The 25288-nt window shown below is 70.1% G+C and carries 14 protein-coding genes; 7 read left to right on the top strand and 7 right to left on the bottom strand.

Annotated features, from left to right (window positions below; all coding sequences use genetic code 11):
• Window positions 1-3 precede the first annotated feature (3 nt).
• A complete protein-coding gene (locus tag GJV26_RS01010) occupies window positions 4-1968 on the bottom strand; it encodes an MHYT domain-containing protein (RefSeq protein WP_155706875.1) in 1965 nt (654 codons plus the stop codon).
• 145 nt (window positions 1969-2113) lie between these two features.
• Here GJV26_RS01010 and GJV26_RS01005 point away from each other — a divergent pair, with 145 nt between their 5' ends.
• Window positions 2114-2821 carry an SOS response-associated peptidase gene (locus tag GJV26_RS01005; RefSeq protein ID WP_155706873.1) on the top strand — a complete coding sequence of 236 codons (708 nt, stop codon included), beginning with the start codon at window positions 2114-2116 and terminating at the stop codon, window positions 2819-2821.
• A 63-nt stretch (window positions 2822-2884) separates the two neighbouring features.
• Here the strand turns inward: GJV26_RS01005 and GJV26_RS01000 are convergent, their stop codons facing one another.
• Both GJV26_RS01000 and GJV26_RS00995 read right to left on the bottom strand, forming a co-directional pair.
• Window positions 2885-5740: a putative bifunctional diguanylate cyclase/phosphodiesterase gene (locus tag GJV26_RS01000; RefSeq protein ID WP_155706871.1), complete on the bottom strand. Its 2856-nt coding sequence runs from the start codon at window positions 5738-5740 to the stop codon at window positions 2885-2887.
• Between the two features lie 8 nt (window positions 5741-5748).
• On the bottom strand, window positions 5749-6642 hold the full coding sequence (locus GJV26_RS00995; protein ID WP_155706869.1) for a phosphate/phosphite/phosphonate ABC transporter substrate-binding protein: 894 nt from the start codon (window positions 6640-6642) through the stop codon (window positions 5749-5751).
• Between the two features lie 276 nt (window positions 6643-6918).
• On the opposite strand from GJV26_RS00995, the gene GJV26_RS00990 reads away from it, so the two are divergent.
• Window positions 6919-7254: a hypothetical protein gene (locus tag GJV26_RS00990; protein WP_155706867.1), complete on the top strand. Its 336-nt coding sequence runs from the start codon at window positions 6919-6921 to the stop codon at window positions 7252-7254.
• Window positions 7255-7351: 97 nt separating this feature from the next.
• The gene (locus GJV26_RS00985; RefSeq protein ID WP_155706866.1) at window positions 7352-8296 is read left to right on the top strand and encodes a LysR family transcriptional regulator; all 945 of its coding nucleotides are present in this window, start codon (window positions 7352-7354) and stop codon (window positions 8294-8296) included.
• A gap of 18 nt (window positions 8297-8314) precedes the next feature.
• Here the strand turns inward: GJV26_RS00985 and GJV26_RS00980 are convergent, their stop codons facing one another.
• The 3 genes from GJV26_RS00980 to GJV26_RS00970 all read right to left on the bottom strand — a co-directional run bounded on the left by GJV26_RS00980 (window position 8315) and on the right by GJV26_RS00970 (window position 14324).
• On the bottom strand, window positions 8315-9553 hold the full coding sequence (locus GJV26_RS00980; protein ID WP_155706864.1) for a YbfB/YjiJ family MFS transporter: 1239 nt from the start codon (window positions 9551-9553) through the stop codon (window positions 8315-8317).
• Between the two features lie 77 nt (window positions 9554-9630).
• On the bottom strand, window positions 9631-12624 hold the full coding sequence (locus tag GJV26_RS00975) for a glycoside hydrolase family 2 protein (RefSeq protein ID WP_155706862.1): 2994 nt from the start codon (window positions 12622-12624) through the stop codon (window positions 9631-9633).
• Between the two features lie 113 nt (window positions 12625-12737).
• Window positions 12738-14324, bottom strand: a complete 1587-nt coding sequence (locus tag GJV26_RS00970) for a sialate O-acetylesterase (protein WP_155706859.1) — start codon at window positions 14322-14324, stop codon at window positions 12738-12740.
• Between the two features lie 145 nt (window positions 14325-14469).
• Between GJV26_RS00970 and GJV26_RS00965 the strand changes: the two genes are divergently transcribed.
• Window positions 14470-15174 (top strand): GntR family transcriptional regulator, encoded by a 705-nt coding sequence (locus GJV26_RS00965; RefSeq protein ID WP_155706857.1) that lies wholly within the window; start codon window positions 14470-14472, stop codon window positions 15172-15174.
• Between the two features lie 92 nt (window positions 15175-15266).
• Here GJV26_RS00965 and GJV26_RS00960 read toward each other — a convergent pair whose 3' ends face one another.
• Entirely contained in the window at window positions 15267-19193 is a 3927-nt protein-coding gene (locus GJV26_RS00960; protein WP_155706855.1) for a CHASE domain-containing protein, read from the bottom strand.
• Between the two features lie 248 nt (window positions 19194-19441).
• On the opposite strand from GJV26_RS00960, the gene GJV26_RS00955 reads away from it, so the two are divergent.
• The 3 genes from GJV26_RS00955 to GJV26_RS00945 all read left to right on the top strand — a co-directional run bounded on the left by GJV26_RS00955 (window position 19442) and on the right by GJV26_RS00945 (window position 24642).
• Window positions 19442-21142: a sensor domain-containing diguanylate cyclase gene (locus GJV26_RS00955; RefSeq protein WP_229427962.1), complete on the top strand. Its 1701-nt coding sequence runs from the start codon at window positions 19442-19444 to the stop codon at window positions 21140-21142.
• A 227-nt stretch (window positions 21143-21369) separates the two neighbouring features.
• The gene (locus GJV26_RS00950; protein WP_155706851.1) at window positions 21370-21732 is read left to right on the top strand and encodes a DUF4406 domain-containing protein; all 363 of its coding nucleotides are present in this window, start codon (window positions 21370-21372) and stop codon (window positions 21730-21732) included.
• Between the two features lie 183 nt (window positions 21733-21915).
• On the top strand, window positions 21916-24642 hold the full coding sequence (locus GJV26_RS00945) for a glycoside hydrolase family 3 C-terminal domain-containing protein (protein ID WP_216643089.1): 2727 nt from the start codon (window positions 21916-21918) through the stop codon (window positions 24640-24642).
• Window positions 24643-25288 lie beyond the last annotated feature (646 nt).

Below are 25288 nucleotides of genomic sequence, written 5' to 3'. Positions count from 1 at the left end.
CGTTCAGACCCGCTCGCGCTGGGTCAGCAGCGCGGCGGCGGCACGCACCAGCAGGGCGGGGCCGACCGGTTTCGGCAGGTGGTCCGAGTAGCCCGCGGCCAGTGCCCGTTCGCGTTCGCGCGCCCCGGCCAGCGCGGTCAGCGCCAGCGCGGGCAGGGTGCGGCAATTGGGCAGCGCGCGCACCTTGCGCAACAGTTCGAAGCCGTCCATGCCGGGCATGCTGATATCGCTGATCAGCAGGGCCGGGCGCACGCTGGCGATCAGGTTCAGCGCGCCGATGCCGCTGCCGGCCGTGTAGACGCGCGCATTGGCGGCGACCAGCGTGCGCTTGAGCACGTCGAGCGAATCGGGCTGGTCGTCGACAGCCACGATCACGGCGCCGCCCAGGTCCGGCGGCAGGGCCGTGCCGGCGGCAGTCCCGCCGCCGGCCCCGCGCGCCGGTGCCGCGTAGGTCGACAAGGGCAGCGTGATCGAGAACACGGCCCCGCGCCCCGCGCCGGCGCTGTCGGCGCGGATCGTGCCACCCTGCAGTTCCACCAGCTGGCGCGCGATCGACAGGCCCAGGCCCAGTCCGCCGTGCAGCCGCGTGGTCGACGAATCGGCCTGGCGGAAGCGCTCGAATACGTGCGGCAGGAAGGCGGGGTCGATGCCGGCGCCGGTATCGGCCACCTGGATCGTCGCATGGCCGGCGTGCCCGGTGGAGCCGGCCAGCGTGACGGTGATGTGCCCGCCCGGCTCGGTGAACTTGGCGGCGTTCGACAGCAGGTTGCCCATCACCTGCTGCATCCGCGCCGCGTCGGCCAGCACCGGGCCGGCGTCGCGGTCGATGTCGGTGGCGACCGCGATACGGCGGGCCAGCGCGGTAGGGCGGATCGCATCCACCGCCGCGGTCACGAAGTCGGCCGGCCACACCGGCGCCGGCTCGATCTGCACCTTGCCGGACACGATGCCGCTCATGTCGAGGAGGTCGTCGATCATCTGCACCTGGGCGCGCGCGTTGCGCTCGATCGCCGCCAGTCCGCGCTGCAGCGTCGCGTCATCCTTGCCCCCCTGCTGCAGCAGCTGGGCCCAGCCCAGCACCGCGTTCAGCGGCGTGCGCAGTTCGTGCGACAGCGTGGCGAGGAATTCATCCTTCAGGTGCGACAGGCGCTCGACCTGCAGCCGCGCCTCGTGCTCGGTCTGGAACTGCGAGCGGCGCTCCTCGGCCGTGGCGAGCGATGCTGCCAGCACGTGGGTGCGCGACTCGAGGCGGGCATCGTAGACGGAAACCACCAGCGCCATCGTGAGGATGCCGGCCGTGCCGAGGGTAACGAGAATGGCAAGGTTGACCTGGTCCATGCCCTGCGTGGCCGCCAGGCACACGCTGCCCAGCGGGAAACTGGCGGCGGCCATGCCGGTGTAATGCATGCCCGCGATCGCCAGCCCCATCACGGTCGCGGCGGCGGCCTGGATCAAGCTCGCGCGCGGCGTGCGCAGCCGCAGCCGGTAGGCGATCCACAGCGAGCCGGCGGCGGCCGCGATCGCCAGCAGCAGCGAGGCCGCGAACGCGACCGCATCGTAGACGATGCCCGGCTCCATCCGCATCGCCGCCATGCCGGTGTAGTGCATGCCGTTGATGCCCAGACCCATCAGCAGCGCCGCGGCGGCCAGCCGGGGCGCCGGCACCACCCGGTGGCGCAGCTGCCACAGCGCCAGGCCGGTAACCAGCACCGGCAGCAGCAGCGACAGCCCCGTGATCGCCAGGTCGTAGCCCAGCGGGATCGGCAGGTGGAATGCCAGCATGCCGATGAAATGCATCGCCCAGATGCCGGTGCCGAGCGCCAGCGCGCCGCCGGCGGTCCACACGACGGCGGCGATCCCCTGCGAGCTGCGCACGCGGTCGGCCAGGCTCAATCCCGTATAGGACGCGAAGATCGCGACGAGGATGGAGACCGCGACGAGGATGGGGTGGTAGTTACCGCTAAGCATGATTCCGAGTTTGCCGATGGGCTGCCGTCACTATACCGGAGTCGGGCGCCGGACGCGACGCGGGTGGCGCGAACGCCACGGCGCGGACGCGCCGCCGGGCTGCTACCATGCGCCCGTTGGACGGAAAAATGGAGGAATCGGCAGCATGTGCGTCAATTATGTGACGGTCAAGCGGGACAGCCTGGCGCGTTTCGCCGCGCTGGACCAGCGGGTGCCGTTCGCCCCGCGCGGCGAGTGGGAGCACGAGGTGTGGCAGGATTACGCGGCGCCGGTCATCGTGGCGGCGCGCGGCGCGCGGGCGCAGGGCAGGGCGGCGGTGCCGGAGCGGCGTTGCCTGGTGGGCAGCTACGGCATGGTGCCGCAGCACCGCCTGGCGCCGGGCAGCCGCGCCTATTCGACGATGAACGCGCGGATCGAAACCGTCGCCGAACTGCCGAGTTATCGCGACGCGTGGACCCGGGGCCGATTCTGCCTCATACCGATGGAACGCTGGTTCGAGCCGAACTATGAAAGCGGCCGGCACCAGCGCTGGTCGATCGCCCGTGCCGACGGCCGGCCGCTGGCGGTCGCCGGCCTGTGGCGGGCCTGGGAAGAGCCGGACGGCCGCCGCGTCTGCTCCTTCACGCAACTGACCGTCAATGCCGATGCGCACCCGTTGCTGTCGCGCTTCCACCGTCCCGGCGACGAAAAGCGCGCGCTGGTGCCGTTCGAACCGTCGCAGTGGGACGCCTGGCTGCACTGCCGCGATCCCGAGGCGGCGCGCCGGATGCTGGTGCTGCCCGATCCGGCGCTGCTGGTGGCCGGGCCGGAGCCGCTGGCCGGGACCGTGGAAGTACAGCCCGCGCTGTTCTGAGGCGCTGTCGGGCGGACAGCGCCATTCTGAAACAGGCGGCGAGCCGGGCTGCCGCCGTACCTGTCAAGCCACCGACCCGGCCAGCGGGCACGCACCGAAGATGGCCAGGCACTCGGCCGCGGAAACCGGTTCGCCGTACAGGTAGCCCTGGATTTCGTCGCAGCCGTTGGCGCGCAGCGATGCCAGCTGGGCCGCATCCTCGACGCCTTCGGCGATCACCCGCAGCCCCAGGCTGTGCGCCAGCGCGATCACCGCGCGCGTGATGGCCAGGTCTTCGCTGTCGGCCGGCAGGTCGCGCACGAAAGCGCGGTCGATCTTCAGCGCGTCCAGCGGGAAACGCTTCAGGTACGACAGGCTGGAGTAGCCGGTGCCGAAATCGTCGATCGACAGCCCGATGCCGGCCGCCTTCAGCCGCAGCAGGATGCCTTCGGAAACGGCCGGGTCGCTCATCAGCATCGATTCGGTCAGCTCGAATTCCAGCGCGGCCGGGGCGATGCCCGCCTCGCGCGTCGCCGCCAGGATCATGTCCACCAGGTTCTCCTGCTGGAACTGGCGCGCCGACAGGTTGACCGCCACCGGCACCGGCGGCATGCCGGCGTCGCGCCAGGCCCGCACCTGGGCGCAGACGGAGCGGATGACCCACGCGCCCACCGGCAGGATCAGGCCCGTGTCTTCCAGCACGGGAACGAATTCGGAGGGATGCGCGGAGGGCTGCGCGCAAGTTTCCGCCGCCCCATGGACACCCGCAGGCCCGTGCCAGCGCAGCAGCGCCTCGAAGCCGGTCAGCAGGCCGGAAACGATGTTCTGCTTGGGCTGGTAGGCCAGCGAGAATTCGCCCCGTTCCAGCGCCTCGCGCAACCCCGATTCGAGGGCCACGCGGCGCGCCACGCGTTCGTTCATGGCGGCCTGGAAGCGGCAGCCGCGCGCGCGGCCGTGCTGCTTGGCGGCGTACATCGCGGTGTCCGCATTGCGTACCAGGTCGTCGGCCGCGGCGCCGTCGCGCGGGGCGGCGGCGATGCCGATGCTGGCGCCGATGAAGATCTGCTGGCCCTCCAGCAGGAACGGCCGGTGCAGGCTGGCCACCAGCGCCCCGGCGCAGGCGTCTGCCGCGTCGTCCGGGTAGCCGGGCGGGCAGATCACCGCGAACTCGTCGCCGCCCAGTCGCGCCACGAAGGCGCGCGGCGGCAACGCGCCTTGCAGGCGCCGCGCCGCTTCGACCAGCAGGCCGTCGCCTGCCGCGTGGCCGAGCGTGTCGTTGACGTTCTTGAAGTGATCCAGGTCGATGACCAGCAATTGCACGGTGCCGCCGGCGGCGATCGTCTCGGCCAGCCGGGTGCCGAATGCCGCGCGGTTCGGCAATGCCGTCAGCGGGTCGTGCGTGGCCAGGTAGCGCAGCCGCGCGCTGCTGTCGTGCCGCTCGACCGCATTGGCGAAGGTGCCCCCCAGGCTGTCGAGGAAATAGCGGTCGTGGTCGCTGAACCCATCGCCGCCGGCTCCCCGCACGGCCAGCACGCCGCGCGCGTCGCCCCATCGCAGCGCCACCTCGGCGCAATTCGGGTTGCCATCCGCGTGGCTGCCCCCGCGATCGCCCGCGTTGCCGCCCGCGGTGCCGGCCATCCAGGTGTCCGGTACCGCGCGGGCGGAGTGTACGGGCGGCCAGGCGGCCACGCATGCCGTGCCACCGGCGCCGTGCCGCCGCAGGGTGGCGCATTGGGCCTGCAGGCCGACCGCGGCGGCGCGCACCAGCAGCCGGCACAAGGTATCGAAATCGGCTTCGACCAACGCGCAGCGCGCGAACGCCGCGGCCTGCTCGTGCTTGCGGGCATGGGCGAGCGCCAGCTGTTCGCTGCGGCGGCGGTCGGTGATGTCGATCTCGATGCAGATGTACTTCTCGACCTGGCGCAACGCATTGAAGATCGGTACCACCGTACGGCGGTGCCAGCGCGGGCGGCTGGCCCGGTCGGCCAGCCGCACCTCGCAGGTCAGCGTCGAGGCGGCGCCGGGGCCCTGGCGCCGCGGCTCGATCAGTTCGCCGATCTGGTCGATCGGCATCGCCAGCAGCGCCTCGCGGGTGAAGCCCGAGGCGGCCACGTAGCGGTCATTCGCGGCCACGATGCGGCCTGCCGGATCGAGCTCGCACACGCTGCAGGCTTCGTCGAGCGCGCTCTTGTGCTGGATCAGCGTATCGACCAGCGTATCGATGCGCTGGTCGAAGCTGCTGCGGATGCTGTTCGTGATGCGATCCACCGCGCGCATCGCCTGCTCGATTTCCAGCGGCGCGTCGCCGGAACGGGCCGCGGCATCGGCCAGGCCGGCCGACAGGTCCGCCTCGAAGCGCTGCAGCCGGGTAAGCTGGCCGAGCCAGCGGCGCAGCAGCCGGTGCATCGCGAACAGCGACAGCAGCACGCAGCCGGCGGCCAGCCAGGCGGCATCGCGCATCAGTTGCCACAGCCGTTGTGCGATCGCCGCGTCGTCGAACGTGAGCCGCATCACGCCGTAATCGCGGCCGCCCACGCTGATCGGCCGGTTGACGTCGAACAGGCGGGCGGACACCATGGCCACGATGAAGCCGGGCGGCGCGTCGTCGGCGCGGAGCGGGGCGGCAATGCGCAGCGCATGTCCGCCCACGTCGATAAAGGCGGCGGAGCGGAACGGCGAGTAATGCAGCGTCTTGGCCAGCGTGCGCTGCACCGTGTCGTAGTCGCCGACGACGACGCTGTCCTCCACGGCCTGCGACGCCACTTCGGCCAGCATGCCGGCCATGTCCTGCACGTCCTCGATCTCGCGCACGAACTGCAGGCGGTAATAGGCGCCCAGGCCGAGCACGAGGAAGCACAGCAGCGTGATGCTGTAGAGCGCGAGCATGCGGCCCCACAGCGTGCGGGGAGTGAAGCGGCGCAGGGCGGCGATGGTCGGCATGGCCATTGTCAGCGCGGTCCGGCCGGTGCGCGGCCGTGGAAGTCGCGGTAGGCGGCGTAGTCCGCCCCGGTCGCGGGGACGAATGCGAACGGCGCGCTCTTCACCAGCGCCGCGGCCCTGTCCAGCACGCGCCTCCCCTGCGGATCGTCCGCCATGCCGGTGAAGGCGCGCGCCACGGCTTCGGCGGCGGCGGCCGGCACGCGCGGCGATACCATCAGGGCCAGGTCGTTGAAACGTTCCGATTGCCACAGCACGCGCAAGGGTTGCCCGGTGCGCGCGGTGAACGAGGCGGCCAGCTGCGAGTTGGCGCCCACCGCGCGGGCCTTGCCGCTGACCAGCTGGGCGAACGCGCCATCCATGTTGCCGGCGAAGACCACGTCGACCCGCACCGCGCGCCGCACCAGTTCGGCATGGCTGACCTGGTAGGCGATCGTCGCCTCGGGGCCGGGGAATGCCACGTCGCCGCCCGCCAGCGCGTCGAGGGTGGTCACCTTCGAATCGGCCAGCGTGACGATCTGCGAGCGCACGGGCGCGCCGCTGCGCCGTGCCAGCACGCGCCAGCCCATGTGCTCGCGTTCCGGCGCGAACAGGTGGTTGGTGAAGGCGAAATCCACTTCCTGGGCGAGCACGAAGCTGGTGGTATCGGCGGAGGTGCGGCCCAGTTTCAGCCGCACCGTCACGCCGCTGGCCCGCGATACGTAATCCATGATGGGATTCCAGTAGCCCGCCGTGATCTGCACATTGTGCTGGTTGACCGGCGAGAACATGTATGCCGGGCGCGGGTCCGCCGTGCCCGCACCGGGTTCGGCGCGCGCGGCGCTGCACGCGCCATGGGACGCGACCAGCAGCGCGGCCAGCAGGCAGGCGGCCAGCCAGGGGCCGGCAAAACGGGTTCGGTACATCCGGACTCCATCGGTGGCGCGTCGGGGCGGACGCGGGGAAGGGCCGCCGCAGCCGGCGAAGCCCGGCATTCTAGCGCAAATCGATGTCGACTGAGCAATGGATTGCTACCGGCGGATACAAACGCAGCACGACAGCTTTTGCGCCAATTAGCGAAATGATAAGTGTAAATCTTTTATATCGTTACTCAAAAACCCCTGATTTTTCGTCATCACCCTGTTGATATGTGTCGTTGTCGTCTGCATATCGAGCAGGTAGCGATTGACAAGGAGAACGTGATGGAACCAGTACTCAACAATACCGGCGCCGATCAGGAAGGCAGCAACTACAACCCGGGCCGCCTGCTCGACGCGCTTGCCGAGCGGCTCGCGGCGAAGAACGATGCCGCGTTGTCGCGCGCGCTGGAAGTGGCGCCGCCGGTGCTCAGCAAGATCCGCCACGGCCGGCTGCCGGTCGGTGCCACGATCCTGCTGCGCATGCACGAAGCGAGCGGCATCCCAATCCGCGAGCTGCGCGACCTGATGGGCGACCGGCGCGGCCGCATGCGCATGAGCCCGCAGGAATTCCGGCCCAAGTCGGAGCAGCAGCCGGGCGAGCAGCAGCTGAGCCGCTGAGCGGCATCCTGCGGCCACCGGAAGGAGGCGTCGCCCCGATGGGAGATGCGCCGTCCGGCGCATTGCCCGGGTGCCGGTGCACGTCTACAATCGGCCGATGACGAGAACCGGCGAGCTGCGGCAATACCATTACTTCCTGACCCTGGCGCAGGAACTGCACTTCGGCCGCGCGGCGCAGCTGTGCTTCATCACGCAGCCGGCACTGAGCCAGCAGATCGCCCGGCTCGAGGAAGCGGTGGGGGTGCGCCTGTTCGCGCGCGGGCAGCGCGCGGTCGCGCTGACACCGGCCGGCGAAGTGTTTCGCGATGGGGTGCAGCAGCTGTTCCGGCTGATCGAGGACACCACGCGCCTCGCGCGCGCGGCCGGCGGCCTGCAGGACATGCGGCTGTCGATCGGCCTCGTGGAATATGCCAGCGTGCCGATGCTGCCCGCCGCGCTGAAGCGGCTGCGCGCGCTCTACCCGGAAGTCAGGGTTTCGCGCCGCGAGATGGATGCGGCGGCCCAGGTCGAGGCGCTGCAGCGCGGCGGCATCGACCTCGGCATCGCGGTGATCCTCGACGACCCTTCGCAATGGCTGCCGGCCGATGGCGCGGTGAGCGTCGAGCCGCTGCTGTCCGCCGGCTGGAAGCTGCTGGTGCGCGACGACCATCCGCTGGCGGCCGGCGGCCAGGTGAGCCTGGAACGGCTGGCGCTGGAGCGCATCGTGATGTTCGGGCGCGACGTCAATCCTTCGGTGTACGACCGCGTCCTGGCCACGTGCCGCCAGGCCGGCGCCGCGCCGGACATCGTCTATGAAACCAGCCAGGTGCAGACCGGCGTGCAGCTGGCCCGCGAAGGGCTCGGCTGCATGCTGGGCACCGCGTTCGCGCTGCCCGAGCCGCTGCCGGGCATGATCGCGCTGCCGGTACCCGGGCTGCCGCCGCTGGCAATGCACGCGTTCTGGCGCACACGGGAAACGCAGCCGGTGGTGCGGGATTTTCTCGAGATCACGGTCGAGGAGACCCGCCGCCACGAGGTCGCGCAGGCCCGGCGCGGGACTTAGTATCCCTGGGCTGCCGCGTCAGCGGCGGGTGGCGCTGGCCGCTTCCAGCAGCAGCGCGGCCCCTAACGCCAGCGCGGAGGCGACGAACACCACGTGGTGCCGGCCGCCGCTGTGCGCGAACAGGAACGAGAACGCGTAGCCGGCCAGTGCCTGGCACAGCGCGAACATCGTGGTCGAATGGCCCCAGGCGGCATGCTGCGCATGGGTGTCGCCCGGCAGCAGTTCGTGCAGCCGGCCGATCATCAGCGTCACCACGCCCGGCGTGAAGGCGCCCAGCAGCACGCTGGCCGCCCCCAGCGCCGCCGGGTGCGGCACGAACGCGAGCAGCAGCGCCGCGGCGCCGGACAGCACGAGCCCGAGCCGCAACGCCCGCCCGAAGCCGATCCGGTCGGCCACCAGGCCATACAGCAGGGGGCCGGACAGCGCACCGGCACCATACACGATCCAGTAGACGGCCCCGGCCCCGGTGCCGCGCGCCAGCCCGCGCGCCACGTAGTCGACGAGGAAGACGGCCGCGCCGAGCAGGCCCACCGCCACCGCCGCGTAAGCCGCGTACAGCAGCCGCACGGATGCCGGCATGCGCTGTTCGCCGTCGCCGGCGGGCGGCACATGCGCGTGGGCCGGCCAGGCGCGCCAGGTCAGCACGGTCAGCAGCGCGGACACGGCCGCCAGCCCGAGCCAGGCCGCCGCCAGTCCAGACCCGAGCAGCAGCGGCACCAGCGTGCCGGAAGCCACGATGCCGGCGCCGATGCCCATGAAGATGGCGCCGCTGGCAAGCCCGCGGCGGGCCGGCGCCACGGTCGGCAGGATGGTCTGCGCCACCAGCACCATCACCACGGCGCCGGCGAAACCGGACAGCAGCCGCCAGCCGAAGTACCATGCCAGCGAGACGGGTACCGCGCAGGCGGCGAACGACAGCGCCGCCAGCGCCATCATCAGCCGCAGCATCGTGCGGTTGGAAAAACGCGCGCCGAGGCGGCGGCCGGAGAGCGCGCCGGCGAAATAACCGGCGAAATTGGCGGCGCCCAGATACACGACGTCGCTGGCGCCGAACCAGTGCGCCTCGATCAGCGGCGGGATCAGCGGGGTATAGGCGAAGCGGGCGAGGCCGATGGCGACCAGGCTGGCCGACAGGCCGGCAAAGATCGCAACCGAAGCCGGCAGTGCGTCCTGCGCGGCGCCGGAGGCGGCAGTGGTGGCGGGGGGCGGGTGGTCATGGTGACTCCTTTCGTTGCCACCATGGTAGGGGCGGGGCAATGGAAAGGCCAATCGGAAACGGCAGGGCGACCGATAAGCGCGGGCTTATGGGTGTGTCCGCCGGGCCGCCGCGCCGCTCAGGGCGCCCGGTAGAATTCGATTTCGACGATCGACAGCACGCCCTTCGGCGTCCGGTTGGCGCCGGTGTCGGTGATCGCCTGGTCGGCCACCTCGGTCAGCCTGATGGCGTTGTTTTCGTCGGCTTCGCCATCGAGTTCCACCCGCACGACGCTGCCGCCGCCCTTGCCCCGGCCCGGCTTGCCCTGAATCGGCCGCAGGGGCAGGGTCACGTAACCCAGGCTCTTCGGCGTCATGCCGCTCCAGGCTTGTTCGCCGTCGACGAACACGCGCAGCGGGTAGCTGCGCTCGCGCCAGCCGGAAAGTTTCAACGAGATTTCCGTCAGCGCGGCCGGCTGCGCCAGTTCATAGGTGATGGCCGCGGCACCCTGGCTGGACCACTTCGTCGTTTCGTCGTCGTCGAAGGTCAGCGCGGCATCGGCCGCATTGCCGGCGGTTTCGACGGAGGCGACCGGTACGGCCACGCGCGAGACCCTGAAAGACGGCGTGGCCGGCGTCGGCCCGCGGTCGAGGTGGAGCGGCAGTGCATCGGCCGGGAAGCGCCGCGCCAGTCCGCCCGTCACCGTCACCGGCACGGTGTCCAGCGCGACCTGCGCGGCGGCCAGGCCCGGGGCGGTGGCGCGCAATACGACGCGGCCCGCCTCGCGCGTGCCGCGCACCAGTACCCGGTTGACGCCGCCCTCGACCGGCAGCTCGCGGTCCAGCACATGGTTGCCCGGGCCCTGGGCGATGCCGCCGCGCCACTCGGCCGGGCCCTGCAGGTCGAATTTCACCGTGTCCAGCGCGACCGGGTTGCGGCGGCCCCGGGCGTCGACCACTTCGACCTGCACCAGCGCCAGGTCGGCGCCGTCCGCATGCAGGCCTTGCGGAGCCGTCATCGCGGTCAGCTTCAGCGCGGCGGGCGCGCCGGCCGTTTCCAGTGCCGTCTCGCAGACCTTCCGGCCGGCGGCATCGAAACCGACGGCCTTCAGCTCGCCCGGCCGCCAGGCCACATCGTCGAACGTGAACAGGAAGCGTTCGCTCTGTTTCCCTTCGCCGAGGCGGGTGCCGTTCAGGTACAGCGCCACCCTGTCCGCGCTCGAGATCACGGTCACCGGCTTGACGGTGCCGGGCGCGTAGTTCCAGTGGCCGACGATATGGGCGCGCGGGCGCTCCACGTCCACCCAGCCGTCCCACATCACCTGGTGCGCATGGAAGCCGTCCTTCGGGATCCGCATCGCATCGACTTCGCCGCTGCGGCGGTAGTTCTCCGCGCCGCGGTGGTGCGTGTTCGAATCGGAGAACACGATATTGACGCCGCCGGATGATACACGGGTGCCGGTGCCCGGCCGCTCGCGCCAGTAGTCGACCCAGCGCTTCACGTTCTCGATCGCGTGCGTATCCATGTTGCGGTTGTAGGTGGGTGCGGGCTGGCCCTTGTGCTGCGGGCCGTCGCCGTCCTTGTGGAACGGCGGCGTGAATTCGTCCCAGAACTTGCGGGCGCCCTCGTCGCGCGAGTATTCCGTCGCCCACAGCGGGATGCGGGCGCTCTTGTTGATGTACAGCATCTCGCCGCCGTATTCCGCGATGCCCTGCAATTCGGCGGACAGCATTTCGCGGCTGCCCGAGGCGCGGCCGCCGTGCGGGTCGTATTTGTCGCGCAGCGCCTTCATCTCGCGCATGTGCTCCGCACTGACGCCGCGGTTGCCGCTTTCATAGAACACGATGCTGGGGCTGTTGCGGTTGTAGATGATGGCATCCTTCATCACCTCGACGCGCTGTTCCCAGCGGCGGCCCGTCACGTCCTTTTCCGAGTCCCCGGCCGGCATCGCGTGCATCAGGCCGATGCGGTCCAGCGATTCCGTGTCCTGCCGCCATGGCGCGATATGCATCCAGCGGATCAGGTTCGCGTTGCTGGCCAGCGCCAGGCCGTTGCTGTAGTCGCTCAGCCACGCCGGTACCGACATGCCGACGGCCGGCCATTCGTTCGACGTGCGCTGCGCGTAGCCCTTCAGCTGGATCACGCGATCGTTCAGTTTCACCATGCCGTCCGAGAATTGCGTCTTGCGGAAACCGGTACGCGTGACAACGGTATCGACCGCCTTGCCATCCACCTTCAGCGTGGTTTCGACGTCGTACAGGTAGCCGTAGCCCCAGCTCCAGAAGTGCAGGCCGGCCACCGGCGCATGGGCGCTGACGGTGGCGGTGGCGCCCGGCGCCAACGTCAGCGGCGGGGCGGCGAAGCGCGCCACTTCCTTGCCGTCGCGGTCGCGCAGCCGCACTTCGTACGCGAACGTGCGGGGCCGGCCGTGCTCGTTCTTCACTTCCGACTCGGCCCACACGGTGGCGCGGCGGCCGGGGATGTCGAAATCGCGCGCGTAGACATAGACGCCCGTGGTGCCGAGCGTGGAGTACAGCGGCAGGGTCTGGTACAGCCGGTCCGTCACGTGCAGTTTCACGTTCTTCGGCAGGCCGCCGTAGTTGGCGTTGAAGTTGCGGTCGGCCCACTGGTACTTCTGGCCCGTGGCCGCTTCCCTGTATTCCCAGCTGTTGTCGGTGCGCACGGCCACGACGTTCCGGCCGGGCACCAGCGCGCCGGTGATGTCGAAACCGAACGCCGTGATGCCGTTCTCGTGCAGGCCGACGCGCCTGCCGTTGACGTACACCTCGGCCGCCTGGCGCGCGCCTTCGAATTCGAGGAACACCTTGCGGTCCTTCGCCGCCGCCGGCAGCGTAAAGTGCTTGCGGTACCAGGCGATACCGGTTCGGTGATCGACGATGTCCTTGCCGTAGGCATCGTCCTCGTTCCACGCCCGGGGCAGCGTCACGCGTTGCCATGTGCTGTCGTCGAACGCCACGCCTGCGGCATCCGCGGGGTCGGCCACGGCCAGCCGCCAGTCGGGATTGAAGTTGTATACGGTACGCGCGGCCTGGACCGGCAGCGCGCAGCCGGCGGCGGCGCAAACCAGCAGGATGGCGCCGAGGCGGCGGGAGGCAGTGAGGCAGGCTGTCATCGGGGGCGTCCATCGGTTGGAACAACGGGTTGCACGGTTGGGTCGAGTGGACCAAAAATACTAATATATTAGAGGCGGCAGGCTCCACCGCGCTGACTGTGGGGCAAAAAATCTCAATGGTGAGCAGGCTCCGAAAAGCGGGCCGCCTGCGTTCCGGCGGCAGGCGCCGCAGGCGGCATATGGGCAGGGACAGCAACCGATGTATCGGAAAGAACCGTCCCCGGTTCGGCGGTGCTGAACGGCATGGCCGGCAGGCCGGCACCGTTGACGAGGTTCGGTTGCGCCGCTTCGTCCCAGGCGAAGCGCACCGCCGCCGGTTGCGGCACCCTGTCGCTGTGCACGGCCACGCGGCCGCGCTCGATTTCCGCCCTGGCGGGATGCCAGCGGCCATCGGCGCCGGCGACCTGGAACCACGACAGCGGCTTGCGGTCGCTGGCGAACAGCCCGTCCGCATGGTCGAACAACAGCAGCGCGCGGCCGCCGTCGACCTGCATGGCGCGCAGGCGCGGGCCCCAGGCTTCGATATCCTTGCGGCCGTACGTGCCGGCCAGCGCCAGGTTCGCCAGGCGCAGGCCCACCTGGCGCTTGTCGCGCGGGTGGATATCGGCCAGGTCGTCGGCCAGGTCGGTCGTCACGACCATGCCGGTGCCGGGAATCGCCAGCGCCGCGGCCTGCGCCGCGCGCAGCCGGGCCGCCGCTTCGGCATCGGCGACTTTCGCGCTGCGCACCACGTGGTACAGGTGCGGCGCGATCTGCACATAGTAGAAAGGCAGGTCGTTTCCGAACGCGCCGCGCCAGCTGCCGACCAGCGCGGCCATCTTGGCGGTGTACGCGGCCCCGTCGCCGTCGTCGATCAGGTTCGATTCGCCCTGGTACCACAGCATGCCCTTCAGCCCGAACGGCGCCAGCCCGGCCACCATGGCGTTGTACAGCACGGCGTCGTCGGCGGCGGGCGCGCGGCCCGGCGAGGCGGCCAGCGCGGCGGAGGGCGTCCACAGTTCGATCCGGGTGCCGCCCACGCTCGCATCGATCAGGCCGACAGGCACGCCGAGTTCGCGGTGCAGGCGGCGGCCGAAGAAGTAGGCCGCCGCGGAAAAGGCCGTGCGCTTCACCGATTCCGGGCTGCAGCGCACCCATTCGCCGGCCACGTCGTCCGCCGGCCGCTGCGCCCGCCCGCGGGCCACCTTGAACAGGCGCACGCCTGGCGCTTCGGCCGCCGCGATTTCGTCGCGGTGGTTGAACGTGGGGCGCTCGCCCTTTCGCTCGCCCAGCGGTTTTTGCATGTTCGACTGGCCGGAGGCGAGCCAGACGTCGCCCACCAGGACGTCGCGCACGACGACCTCGCCGGCCGCGCCGCGCACGACGAGCTCGTTTCCGCCCGCTGCGCCGGCGCCTGCGCCGGCCACGTCGAGGTCGACGCGCCAGCGGCCGTCGGCTCCCGCGCGGGTCGCGGCGACGGCCGCGCCGAAGCGCACCGTCACCGTTTCGCCAGCGTCGGCCCAGCCCCACACTGGCGTGGTGGCCGAACGTTGCAGTACCATGTGGTCGGAGAGGATGGCCGGCAGCCGCACGGCGGCGCCGGCCGGCAGCGCGGTCAGCAGCAGGGCCAGCACGGCCGGCACGAGGGCCGCCGCGAGGGCATGGCTGCCGGCACGGGCGGCACTGGCGGCAGAAATGGCACGGGTCGGCGGCAGGGACATTGCTGTGGCTCGGTTCGGTCGATCCGGGCGATTATCCGGGGCCGCGCCGCACTGTCCAGCGATCGGCGGCCGCCGCCGTCAATCGCTCACGAAGTTGATTCCGGTCGCACGCGCCGCGGCCGGCCGGGCATGGAGAATTCAGGACATGAGCGAACACACGTTGCCAGGCACTTTCCGGCTCGACCGGTCCCGCAGCGCGGCCTTGCAGGTGTACGAACACCTGCGCGAACTGATCGTCACGCTGGCGCTGGCGCCCGGCGCCGTGCTGTCGCGCGCCGAGCTGGCCGGCTATTTCGACGTGTCGGTGACGCCGGTGCGCGATGCGCTGGCGCGGCTGGACGACGAAAGGCTCGTCGAAGTCTTCCCGCAGCACGCCACGCGAGTGCGCGCTGTCGACCTGTCGTCGGCGCGCGAGGCGCACTTCCTGCGGCTGTCGGTGGAGCTCGAACTGGTGCACACGCTGGCGCAACGGCGCGACGCGCAGCTGGCCGCGCGGCTGCTCGACCTTGTCGCCCGGCAGCAGGCTTGCCTGGAGCGGGGCGACCTGGCCAGTTTCAGCGCCGCGGACATGGAATTCCACCGCACCATGTACGATGCCGCGCTGCTGACGGGCCTGTGGCACCGGCTGCGCGACGGCAGTGGCAACCTGGACCGGCTGCGCCGGCTGCACCTGCCGCTGAACGGCAAGGCCCGCTCGATCCTCGAACAGCACGCCCAGATCGCCCGCGCGATCGGCGCCGGCGATGCCGCGCGCGCGCAGTCGTGGGTGCGCCAGCACCTGTCCGGCACCCTGTCGGAGCTCGATGCGCTGCGCGAGCGGTATCCGGATTTCGTGCTGCCGGTGCACTGAAGATTCGCGCCGGCCGGCTCGGCCGCGCGATTTCAGGCCCGACTTCAGGCTTGACGTCGGGCTCGATGCCAGGCGCGATACCAGGTTCGATGTCAGGCCCGATGCGAGGCCCGATGCGAGGCCCGATACTTGCGCAGCACCTGTACCAGCTCGGCCTCCTCGATCGGCTTGGCGATGAAATCGTCCATGCCGGCCACGGTGCAGGCATCGCGTTCTTCCTGCGTGACCCCGGCCGTCATCGCCACCACCGGCAGGTCGAGGCGCAGCGTGGCGCGGATCGCCTGCGTCGCGGCGAGGCCGTCCATCACCGGCATCTGCACGTCCATCAGCACGATATCGAAGCCATGCGGATCGCGCTCGAGCAGGGCGACCGCCTGGGCGCCGTCGCCGGCAACGGTCACGGCCGCGCCGGCGTAGTCGAGCAGGGCGACGGCGACGGTCTGGTTGATCGCGTTGTCCTCGGCCAGCAGCACGCGCAGGCCCGCCAGCGGCGCCCCGGCGTCGTCGGGTACCGGCGCGGGCATCGCCTCGGCCGGCATGCGCCGCGCTTCCAGCAGCGCGGCATGCAGCGCGGCGCGGGTAGCCGGCGCATGCACCACGGCGGCCGGGAAGGGCGCGGGCGGATCTGCGGCCGGCGCCTCGAAGCCGGCCAGGATGCGGATCAGCGCGAAGCGGGCGGGCAACTGCGCGCGCCGCGCCGCCAGCGCGGCCACGACCTGCGCGGCGTCGATGCCGGGGCCGACGATCGCCAGTTCGTACGGCAGGGCCCCGGGCACGGCAAGCAGCAGGCCCACGCGCGCCGCGTCGTGCGCGATATGCAGGTGCCAGCCCCAGTGCGCGGTGGCGTTCGCCAGTGCCGAGACAGTGCGTGTTTCCGGTTCGCACAGCAGCACGGGCAGGTGCATGTGCTCGGGCGGCAGTGCGTAGCGGTCGGGCCGGGCGGCGTCCTGCAGCGGCACCGTCAGCGTGAAGGTGCTGCCCGCGCCGGCCATGCTGTCCAAGGTCAGCGTGCCACCCATCAGTTCTGCCAGCGTGCGCGCGATCGTCAGTCCCAGGCCCGTGCCGCCGAAGCGCCGGGTGGTCGACGCGTCGGCCTGGGCAAACGCGGAGAACAGGCGCTTCTGCTGTTCCGGGTCGATGCCGATGCCGGTGTCGGCCACTTCCACCCGCAACACGCGCCGGCCGCCGGCCGCCGGGGCTGGCACGAAGCGGCATTCGACCGCGCCGCGGTCCGTGAATTTCAGCGCATTGCCGATCAGGTTGGTGAGGATCTGTTCCAGCCGCAGCGCGTCCGCCACGATCGTGGCGGGCAGCGCCGGCGCCACGTCGACCAGCATGCGCAACCGTCCACCGCCGTGCACGGCCATCAGCCGCGCGCAGGCCAGGGCCACGTCGTCCAGCGCCACCGGTTCGGGGTTCAGCTCGACCTTGCCGGCCTCGATCTTGGAAAAATCGAGGATGTCGTTCAGCACCGCCAGCAGCGTTTCGCCGGAGCTGCGGATCATCTGCAGCAGGCCGCGCTGTTCCTTGTCGAGCGCGCCGCGTTCGAGCAGCGCCGCGATGCCCAGCACGCCGTTCATCGGGGTGCGCAATTCGTGGCTCATGTTGGCCACGAACGCGCTCTTGGCACGGCTGGCGCTCTCCGCGATCGCGACCGCCTGCCGCATCTGTTCTTCCGTTTGCCGGGCGGCGGTCACGTCGCGCACGATGCAGGCAAAGCCGGTCAGCACGCCGTCGCGGCGCACCGCGGTCAGCTGCAGCTCGCCGAGAAAGCGCGCGCCATCCTTGCACACCAGTTCCGTGACGGCCGTCGCGCTGCCGCCGGCCTGCGCCTCGGCCAGCAATGCCGTGCCGCGCCCGGGTTCGGTCCACAGGTCGAGGGCGCAGCCGACCGCCTCGCCGTCCGCGTGGCCGAACAGGTTCGCGGCGCCGTCGTTCCAGGCTTCCACCCGGCCCGTCTCGTCCAGGAAGATAATGGCGTGGCTGCGCACGCTCGCCGTAAACAGGCGGAAGCGCTCCTCGCTCTGGCGCACGGCCCGCTGCTGCAGCCGCAGTTCGCGCGTGATCTCCTGCGCCATCGCCAGCGCGCACTCCCGCGTGGAAGCCAGTCCGCGCACGATGCTGAACAGCAGGAAGCTGATCATGGACCCCAGGCCGAGCGTGAGCGGCGGTCCCTGCCGGTCGACGCCCGCTTCGAAACTGGCCGTGGCGGTGAATTCCAGCCGCCAGCGATGCCCGGCCTCGTCGATCGCCACCGTGCGCACCGCCGACAGCGGCCGCACATAGCGCGGGCCGCGCGGCTCGCCCGCGGCGTTGCTGTAGATCTCGCCACTGGCCATGTCGGCATGCAGGTCGACGATCCGCAGCGTGAACGCATCGCGCTTGCCGATCATGCTGCCCACCATGTTGTCGATGCGGAACGGGCTGAAGATGAAGCCGCGCAGCGCGGCGCGACGTTCGTCGGCCGTCGCCGTGGGCGCACCGGGTCGAAACACCGGCAGGAACATCAGGAAGCCGCGCCGCGTGCGCTGTTCGAAGTCGTGCACCAGCAGCAGGGTGCCCGTGCTGCCGATGCCGCCGCTGGCGACCGCCGCGGCCAGGGCCTGGCGCCGGTTGGCTTCGGACGTCATGCTGTAGCCGAGCGGGCGCTCGTTGGCCTTGTTCGACGGCGCCAGGTAGGTCACCGCCGCCGCCGGCCAACCGACCGGCTCCGGCCAGATGCGGTATGCCGGGCGCCGGGCACGCTGGCGCAGCACGAACGCATCGGCCTCGCCGGGGGTGCGCAGCCAGCTGGCGTAGCCCAGCCCCAGCGTGCCTGGAAAGGCCCGTTCCACGTCGAAGTCCGCCACGTAGGCATGCCACTCGGCGGCGCCGACTTCTTCCGAAGCGTCGAAAAACGCGCGGCCTGCCGTCAGCAGGCGGCGATAGTTGGCGATGCGGTAATCCATCTGCTGCCACGTCAGGTCGATGATGGCGTCGAACTGCTCGCGGACGCGGTGTTCGGTATGCGCGTTGACGATCCGCCATGCCGGCACGGTGACGGCCAGGCACAGCGCCAGCGTGGCGGCCGGCCAGCGGCCCGGCCCCTGGCGGGCTGCTGGCCGCCAGTGCCCGGCGGCGGTATTGGTGACGACCATGGCGGCGATGGCCACCAGCGCCAGGTAGATGTCCAGGCCGAGCAGCGACTGGAACTGGTCGCGGGTGGCGAACGGGCCGGCGCCGGCCAGCGTGGCGTCGACGGCTCCGGCCGCGACGATGGCCGCGGCCGCCGACCCGCCCGGCGCACCGAACCGGCAGGCGGCGCCGATGACCGGGCCCAGCATCAGCAGCGGCATCCATGCCTGCAGCGCCGCCGGCGCCAGCCGGAAGCCCCACGCGCTCGCGAGCCCCGTCGACACGAGCAGCAATGCCAGCCCGGCCGCCACGCGTGGCGGCCGCAGCCGGCGCAACGCGGGGCCCGGGCGCCACGCCCACAGCAGCGGCGTCACCAGCAGCATCGCCATCACGTTGCCTTGCCACCACAGCGTGATCACGGGACCCACGCCGCTCCACGGCACCTGCCCCGCGAAGACCAGCGCGTAGCCGCCGGGCGTCGCGCCGATCGTCGCGGTGAGCGCCGCCACGGCCACGTACCCATAGACGACCAGCGGGCTGTCGGGCCGGAGCAGGCGCGCGCCGTGGCGGATCAGCCAGCTGGCCGCGGCGGCGGCCAGCGTGTTGCCGGCGCTGATGACGAGGGCCGCGGGGACCGCCATGGTGCCCACGCCGTGCTCGTGCAGCAGCAGGTACAGGTTGACGATGAAGGCGCCGGCGGCTACCGCGGCCAGCATCGGGTTCCCGAAGCGCAGCACCGCCGCGAGCGCGATGCCGGTCGGAATCCAGACCGGGCTGTTGTTCCCCGTGGGGACCGAGGCGGCAATGCACACGGCGGCGCCCAGCAGGTAGGCGAGCGTGCACAGCACGATCCTGCCGGCGGTGGCGAGGGTGGGGGTGATGGTCGGACCGGAACGCGTCTCCATGCAGTTCTTGTTCTCCTTCCCGGTGTCGGGTTCGATAATGCCTGAGTCGGTTTAAAGTTGCACGCTGTAGCTGTGCGGAATGATGTTGTTATGGGGCAACAAGACTTGCATGGATGAAGCGGTGGGAATGCGCTCCCGTTATAATCGTGCACACGCGGACCCGCCCCTTGCCAACGTGCCGGCCGCTTTCCTGGCCCATCTCCCGCCGGATCACCGAATCGATGCGTCATCGTGCGCCAGGAGATGCCGTGCCATCGGCCGCCTCACATTTCACCAGCTTCAAGTTCAAGGTGTCCGCCCTGGTCGCGGCGATGGTGCTGATCGCCGCCGTGGGCGTGTGCGGCATTTCGCTGCTGATCGCGGAAGCGCAGATCCAGCGCATGATCGCGCGCCAGGAGATCTCGGCCCTGTCGGGGGCCGCCGCCTACCTCGACAGCGACTTGCGTGCCAGGCAGGAACTGCTGCGCAGCGTCGCCGAGGAAGCGCTGTCGCGCAATCTGGGCCCCGCCGACGTGCAGGCCTTGCTGGAATCGCACACGACCCTGCGTGACGGCTTCGTCAACGTGGCCGCGTTCGACGCGCGCGGCGACCGGGTGGCCAGCCTGAGGAACCGCAACGACAAGATGATCAACGTCAGCGCGCGGCCGTATTTCCAGGAAACGCTGCGCTCGCGCGAAAGCGTGATCACGGCGCCGTTCCGCAGCGCGCTGTCGGGCCGCCCGGTGGTCTCCGTGACGCAGCCGCTCATCGATGCGCGCGGCGACGTGTATGCGATCCTGGTCGGCGGCATGGACCTGCTGCGGCCGGCGTTCGCCGCCCAGATCGAGGCGCTGCGCACGCGCGAACAGGGCTACCTGTTCATCGTCGACACCGAGGGCACCGTCGTGCACCATCCGCAAAAGGACCTGATCCTGACCCGCCCGTCGGCCGACGAGCGCCCGGCCATCGCCGCCGCGATGGAGGGCGCGGAAGGCTGGCGCGCCGATATCCTCGACCAGAAGGAGCCGTCGCTGGTGGCGTGGAAGCGCCTGCGCCACGTTGACTGGACGGTGGCGGTATCGTATCCGCTGGCCGACGCCTTCGCGCCGATGGCCTCGGTGTGGTTCAACGCGCTGGGCGCGGCCGGCCTGTTCACGGTGATGGCGGGCGTGTTCGGCTGGGGCCTGGTGAAGGTGCTGATGGAGCCGCTGGACCAGTTGCAGCGCAGCGTCGAAGGCATCGATGCGGGCGCCACGGACATCAGCGCGTTCAACGTGGACAACCAGGATGAATTCGGCGTGCTGAGCCGCGCGCTGTACCGGCTGTCGCACACCCGCAAGCAGGCGGCGGACGACCTGCACCGGATGGCCACCACCGACGTGCTGACCGGCACCCACAACCGCCGCATGTTCGACCAGTTCCTGCCGGCCGCGCTGGCGCGCGCGCGGCGCTCGGGCGACTCGGTGGCGGTGGCATTCCTCGATATCGACCGGTTCAAGAGCATCAACGACACCCACGGCCACGCGGTGGGCGATGCCGTGCTGGTGGAATTCGCCCGGCGGCTGCAGGGCGCCGTGCGCTGCACCGACACCGTGGCCCGGCTGGCCGGCGACGAGTTCGTGATCGTCTATGAACAGGTGCGCGGCTTCGACGAGGCGCACCAGCTGGGCGGCAAGATCCTGGCGGCGATGGCCGAACCGTTCCGCGCCGGCGGCGCGACGCTGTGCGTCACGGCCAGCATCGGCATCTCCGTCACGCGCCACCACACGAGCGCCGAAGCGATCATGCAGTCGGCCGACTATGCGCTGTACGGCGTGAAGGCCGCCGGCCGCAACGGCTATGCGGTCACCGCGGTGGGCGCCGAGCGGCTCGCCATCGTGCACGCCAATGGCGCGGGCCACCCCGGGCCGCCTCATGCCATGAGCGAACCGGCGCGGGCAAAAGAAAGCCCGCTGCAGGGAGCGGGCTGAAGTCCGATTCGGTGATCCGAACAATCGGAGGAGACGGATGCATTATGGCGCGCCGCCGCCGCCGCGGCCAATTGCCATTTCTGATGCGCGTTATCAATCCGGTGCATAACAGTCCAAATAACTGCGCGTTGTCATCCATCATTTGCATGGTGAATTAACGTGCAGAATCGTGCAATATCGTGCAGCGTCATGTAATATCGTGTTTCCTTAACGATATGAAAAACACCATGAAACCGATGACCATCCTGATTGCCGGCCCTTACCGCAGCGGCACTGAAGGCGACCTGCTGCACATCGCGCGCAACCTGCGCGCGCTCGAAGGCGCGGCCTGGCAGGTCTACGCGAAGGGCCATGTGCCGCTGATCGGCGAATGGCTCGCACTGCCGCTGGCGCAGCACGCCGGGCACGGGCGTGTCGCGGAATATGTGCCGGCCGAATTCCTGTACGACGTGGCACGGCGCGTGATCGCCCGCTGCGGTGCCGTCTGCCGGATCCCGGGTGCCTCGCGCGGTGCCGACGGCGACGTGCGCCAGGCCCGCGAGCTCGGCCTGCCCGTGTACTTCGGCATCGACGAGGTGCCGGCTGCATGAGGACTGCCCCGGGTACGGCGGGCGGATCGTAAAAACGCTCCGCGTTTGACGATTTTCGAAATTGCGGCGGCTGCCGCGGGGCTGCAGAATTGGCGGATAAACCGGCAAGTGAACCGGCATCCGGCCGCGCCGGCAGGCTGGCGGTCCGCCACGATGCCGGTCATCAAACCGCACAGGAGACCCATGCACCCCGCAGCCACCCCCGGCATCCGCCGTCCGTCCATCCCGCCATCCCGAACCTCGCCGCGCCTCGGCATGCTTGCCGCCGTGCCGCTCGCGGTAGCGCTGGCCTGCGCACCGGGCAGCAGCCGCGCGCAGGCCGATGCCGCGTACCGCGACACGTCGCTGTCGCCGGAAGCGCGCGCGAACGACCTGGTGGCGCGCATGACGCTGAAGGAAAAGGCCGAGCAGATGCAGAGCGGCGCGCCGGCCATCGAGCGGCTGGGCCTGAAGCGCTACGGCTGGTGGAACGAGGTGCTGCACGGCGTGGCGCGAGCCGGGCATGCGACCGTGTTCCCGCAGGCGATCGGGCTGGCCGCCACGTGGGATACCGTGCTGACGGAACGCCTGGCCGATGCGATCGCGCTGGAAGGGCGCGCCAACTTCAATGCGGCGCTGCGGCGCGATCCCGGCGGCACGGCGCGCTACTTCGGCGTCAATTACTGGACGCCCAACATCAACATCTACCGCGACCCGCGCTGGGGCCGCGGCCAGGAAACTTATGGCGAAGACCCGCACCTGACCGGCCAGCTGGGCATGGCGTTCATCCGCGGCATCCAGGGCACCGACCCGAAACTGTACAAGGGCGTGGCCACGCCGAAGCACTTCGTGGTGCATTCCGGCCCCGAACCGGAGCGCCACAGCTTCAACGTCGACGTGTCGCCGTTCGACCTGGAAGACACCTACCTGCCGGCGTTCCGCAACGCGATCGTCGATGCCCGGGCGTATTCGCTGATGTGCGCCTACAACGCGGTGGACGGCATTCCGATGTGCGCGCATCCGCTGCAGAACGGCCTGGTGCGCCGCGACTGGGGCTTCAAGGGCTTCATCGTCTCGGACTGCGACTCGGTGCGCGACCTGGTCACGGGCCACAAGACCTCGCCCGACATCGTCCATGCGGCTGCCACGGCCGTCAAGGCCGGCACCGACCTGGTGTGCGGCCAGAGCTACCTGGGCCTGCCGGACGCGGTGGCGAAAGGCCTGATCACCGAGGCCGAGATCGACACTTCGCTGGCACGCCTGATGGCGGCCCGCATCCGCATGGGCCTTCTCGACGGCAGCGCGTACGACAAGGTGCCGTATGCCGAGATCAACTCGGCGCGGCACCGCGCGCTGGCGCAGCAGGCCGCCGAGGAGGCGATCGTGCTGCTCAAGAACGAGGGCGGGACGCTGCCGCTCGCCAGCCAGGCGCGCATCGCCGTCATCGGCCCGAACGCGGCATTGCTGCAAAGCCTGGAAGGCAACTACAACGGCACCATCCTGCACCCGTCGCTGCCGGTTGACGAACTGCGCAAGGCATTTGGCGCGGCGCAGGTGCGCTACGCGGCCGGCGCGCCGCTGATCGACGGCAAGCGCATGCCGGTTCCCGAGACGTTCCTGCGGGTGGCGGCCGGCAGCGACGAGCACGGCCTGAAGGGCGAGTACTTCGACAACCTGGATTTCGCCGGCACGCCGAAGCTGACGCGCACCGACCCGGTCATCAATTTCAATTTCGAGCACAGCGCGCCGCAAGGCTTCGAACCGAAGAAATTTTCGGTGCGCTGGACCGGGGTGATCGTGCCGCCGGTGCCCGGCAAGTACGAGCTGGGCTTTCGCATGATCGTGCCGCGCGACCGGCCGCTGCCGAACATCAAGGTGTGGATCGACGACGAACTGGTGGTCTCCCCCGAGAAGGCCGGCATCGGCGCCGGCAACACGGCCGAATGCGTGGCCGGCAACTGCCAGCAGCGCATGAACAAGATCCACTTCACGTTCGACGACACGAAGCCGCGCCGCGTGCGCATCGACTACGCACGCACCGAGAACGACCGGGCCAGCACGCTGGAATGGGTGACGCCGCAGGATGCGCTGCTCGACGACGCCGTGGCCGCCGCCAGGAGCAGCGATGTGGCGGTGGCTCTGGTCGGCCTGTCGCCCGACCTCGAAGGCGAGGAAATGAAGGTGGACTTCCCGGGCTTCCGCGGCGGCGACCGCCTCACGCTGGCGCTGCCGGACGCGCAGCGGCGCCTGCTGGCGGCGGTCAAGGCGACAGGCAAGCCGCTGGTGGTGGTGCTGCTCACCGGCGGGCCGATCTCCGACCCGTGGGTGGAAGCGAACGCCGACGCCATCGTGCACGCCTGGTATCCGGGCGAGGGCGGCGGTGCCGCGATCGCGCGCGTGCTAGCCGGGCAGGTCAGCCCGGCGGGCCGGCTGCCGTACACGATCCATCGCTCGGAAGCGGACCTGCCGCCGTTCGCCGACTACACGATGCGCAACCGCACCTACCGCTACTTCAACGGCCCGGTGCTGCACCCGTTCGGCCATGGCCTCAGCTACACCAGCTTCAGCTACGCGGCGCCGAAGCTGTCCGCCGCGCGCGTGAAAGCCGGGCAGCACGTCAAGGCCACGGTCACCGTGCGCAATACCGGCAAGCGCGACAGCGACGAGGTCGTGCAGGTCTACCTGGCCAAGCCGGGCGACCGGTCGAACCCGGTGCTGGCCGGTTTCAGGCGCGTGCACGTGAAGGCGGGCGCCAGCCGGACTGTCGCGCTGGAGATCGACGCCCGTGCGCAATCGCAGGTCGATGCCAAGGGCGGCCGTTCGGTGCGGGCAGGCGAGTACACCGTGTATGCCGGCGGCGGGCAGCCGAAGTTCGCCCGGGTGGGCGAGGCGAAGCTGCGGGTGGAGGGGGATTTTGCGCTGCCGAAGTGAGGAAGCGATGCTCGCCATGATGCCGGCGGCTATGGCCGGCATTGTTGGCCGATTTGAACCGGTTGGCGCATGGCTGTTTCCGCTTACTTTCCGGCCATGGAAACAGGAGGGAACGTCGCTCTGGGGACGATTCTTGCCCTCATCCCCGTGGTGAATTTCGCCTGCATATGGTTCTTTATCGGAGCATCGAACCCGAGGCTTGAGCGCAAGATCGACGCATTGATGACTCAATTGAACGTTATTACATAGGATATTTAGAAGGTCCGGCAAAATGGTTCATCTGATTGGCTGCGACGTGGCGACGGCTGTAATCGAGAAAGATCTTGTGGGCGCTGGATTTGCAAACTGTGCACGCATAGTCAATTAGGCGAGCGGGGGGTAGCCTGTTTTTGCTTCTGCGAAACGTGGCAGCCATGACCGTCGGCTATGGGTGAACGTCGTTCGCCACGGGGAGAAAGCATGAAATTTTATCTGCAGCGACCCCGGTGCAAGGGTCCGCTTTGGGGCGGCACCGGAAGTGCGAGCGCCCTGAAGCTCAGAGCGGCCAGCCTGCCAGCCTGACAGCTGCGCATGAAACAGACAGGAAACTGGTTATTTGGAAGCACCGTCGAACGAAGTACGCTTTACTGGAAAATTGCACATATAG

This window comes from Pseudoduganella dura, from assembly GCF_009727155.1.
In the GTDB taxonomy this organism is placed as follows: Bacteria; Pseudomonadota; Gammaproteobacteria; order Burkholderiales; family Burkholderiaceae_D; genus Rugamonas; species Rugamonas dura.
Note: the sequence above shows the minus strand (reverse complement) of the source record. Positions and strands in the feature narration are given on the sequence as shown.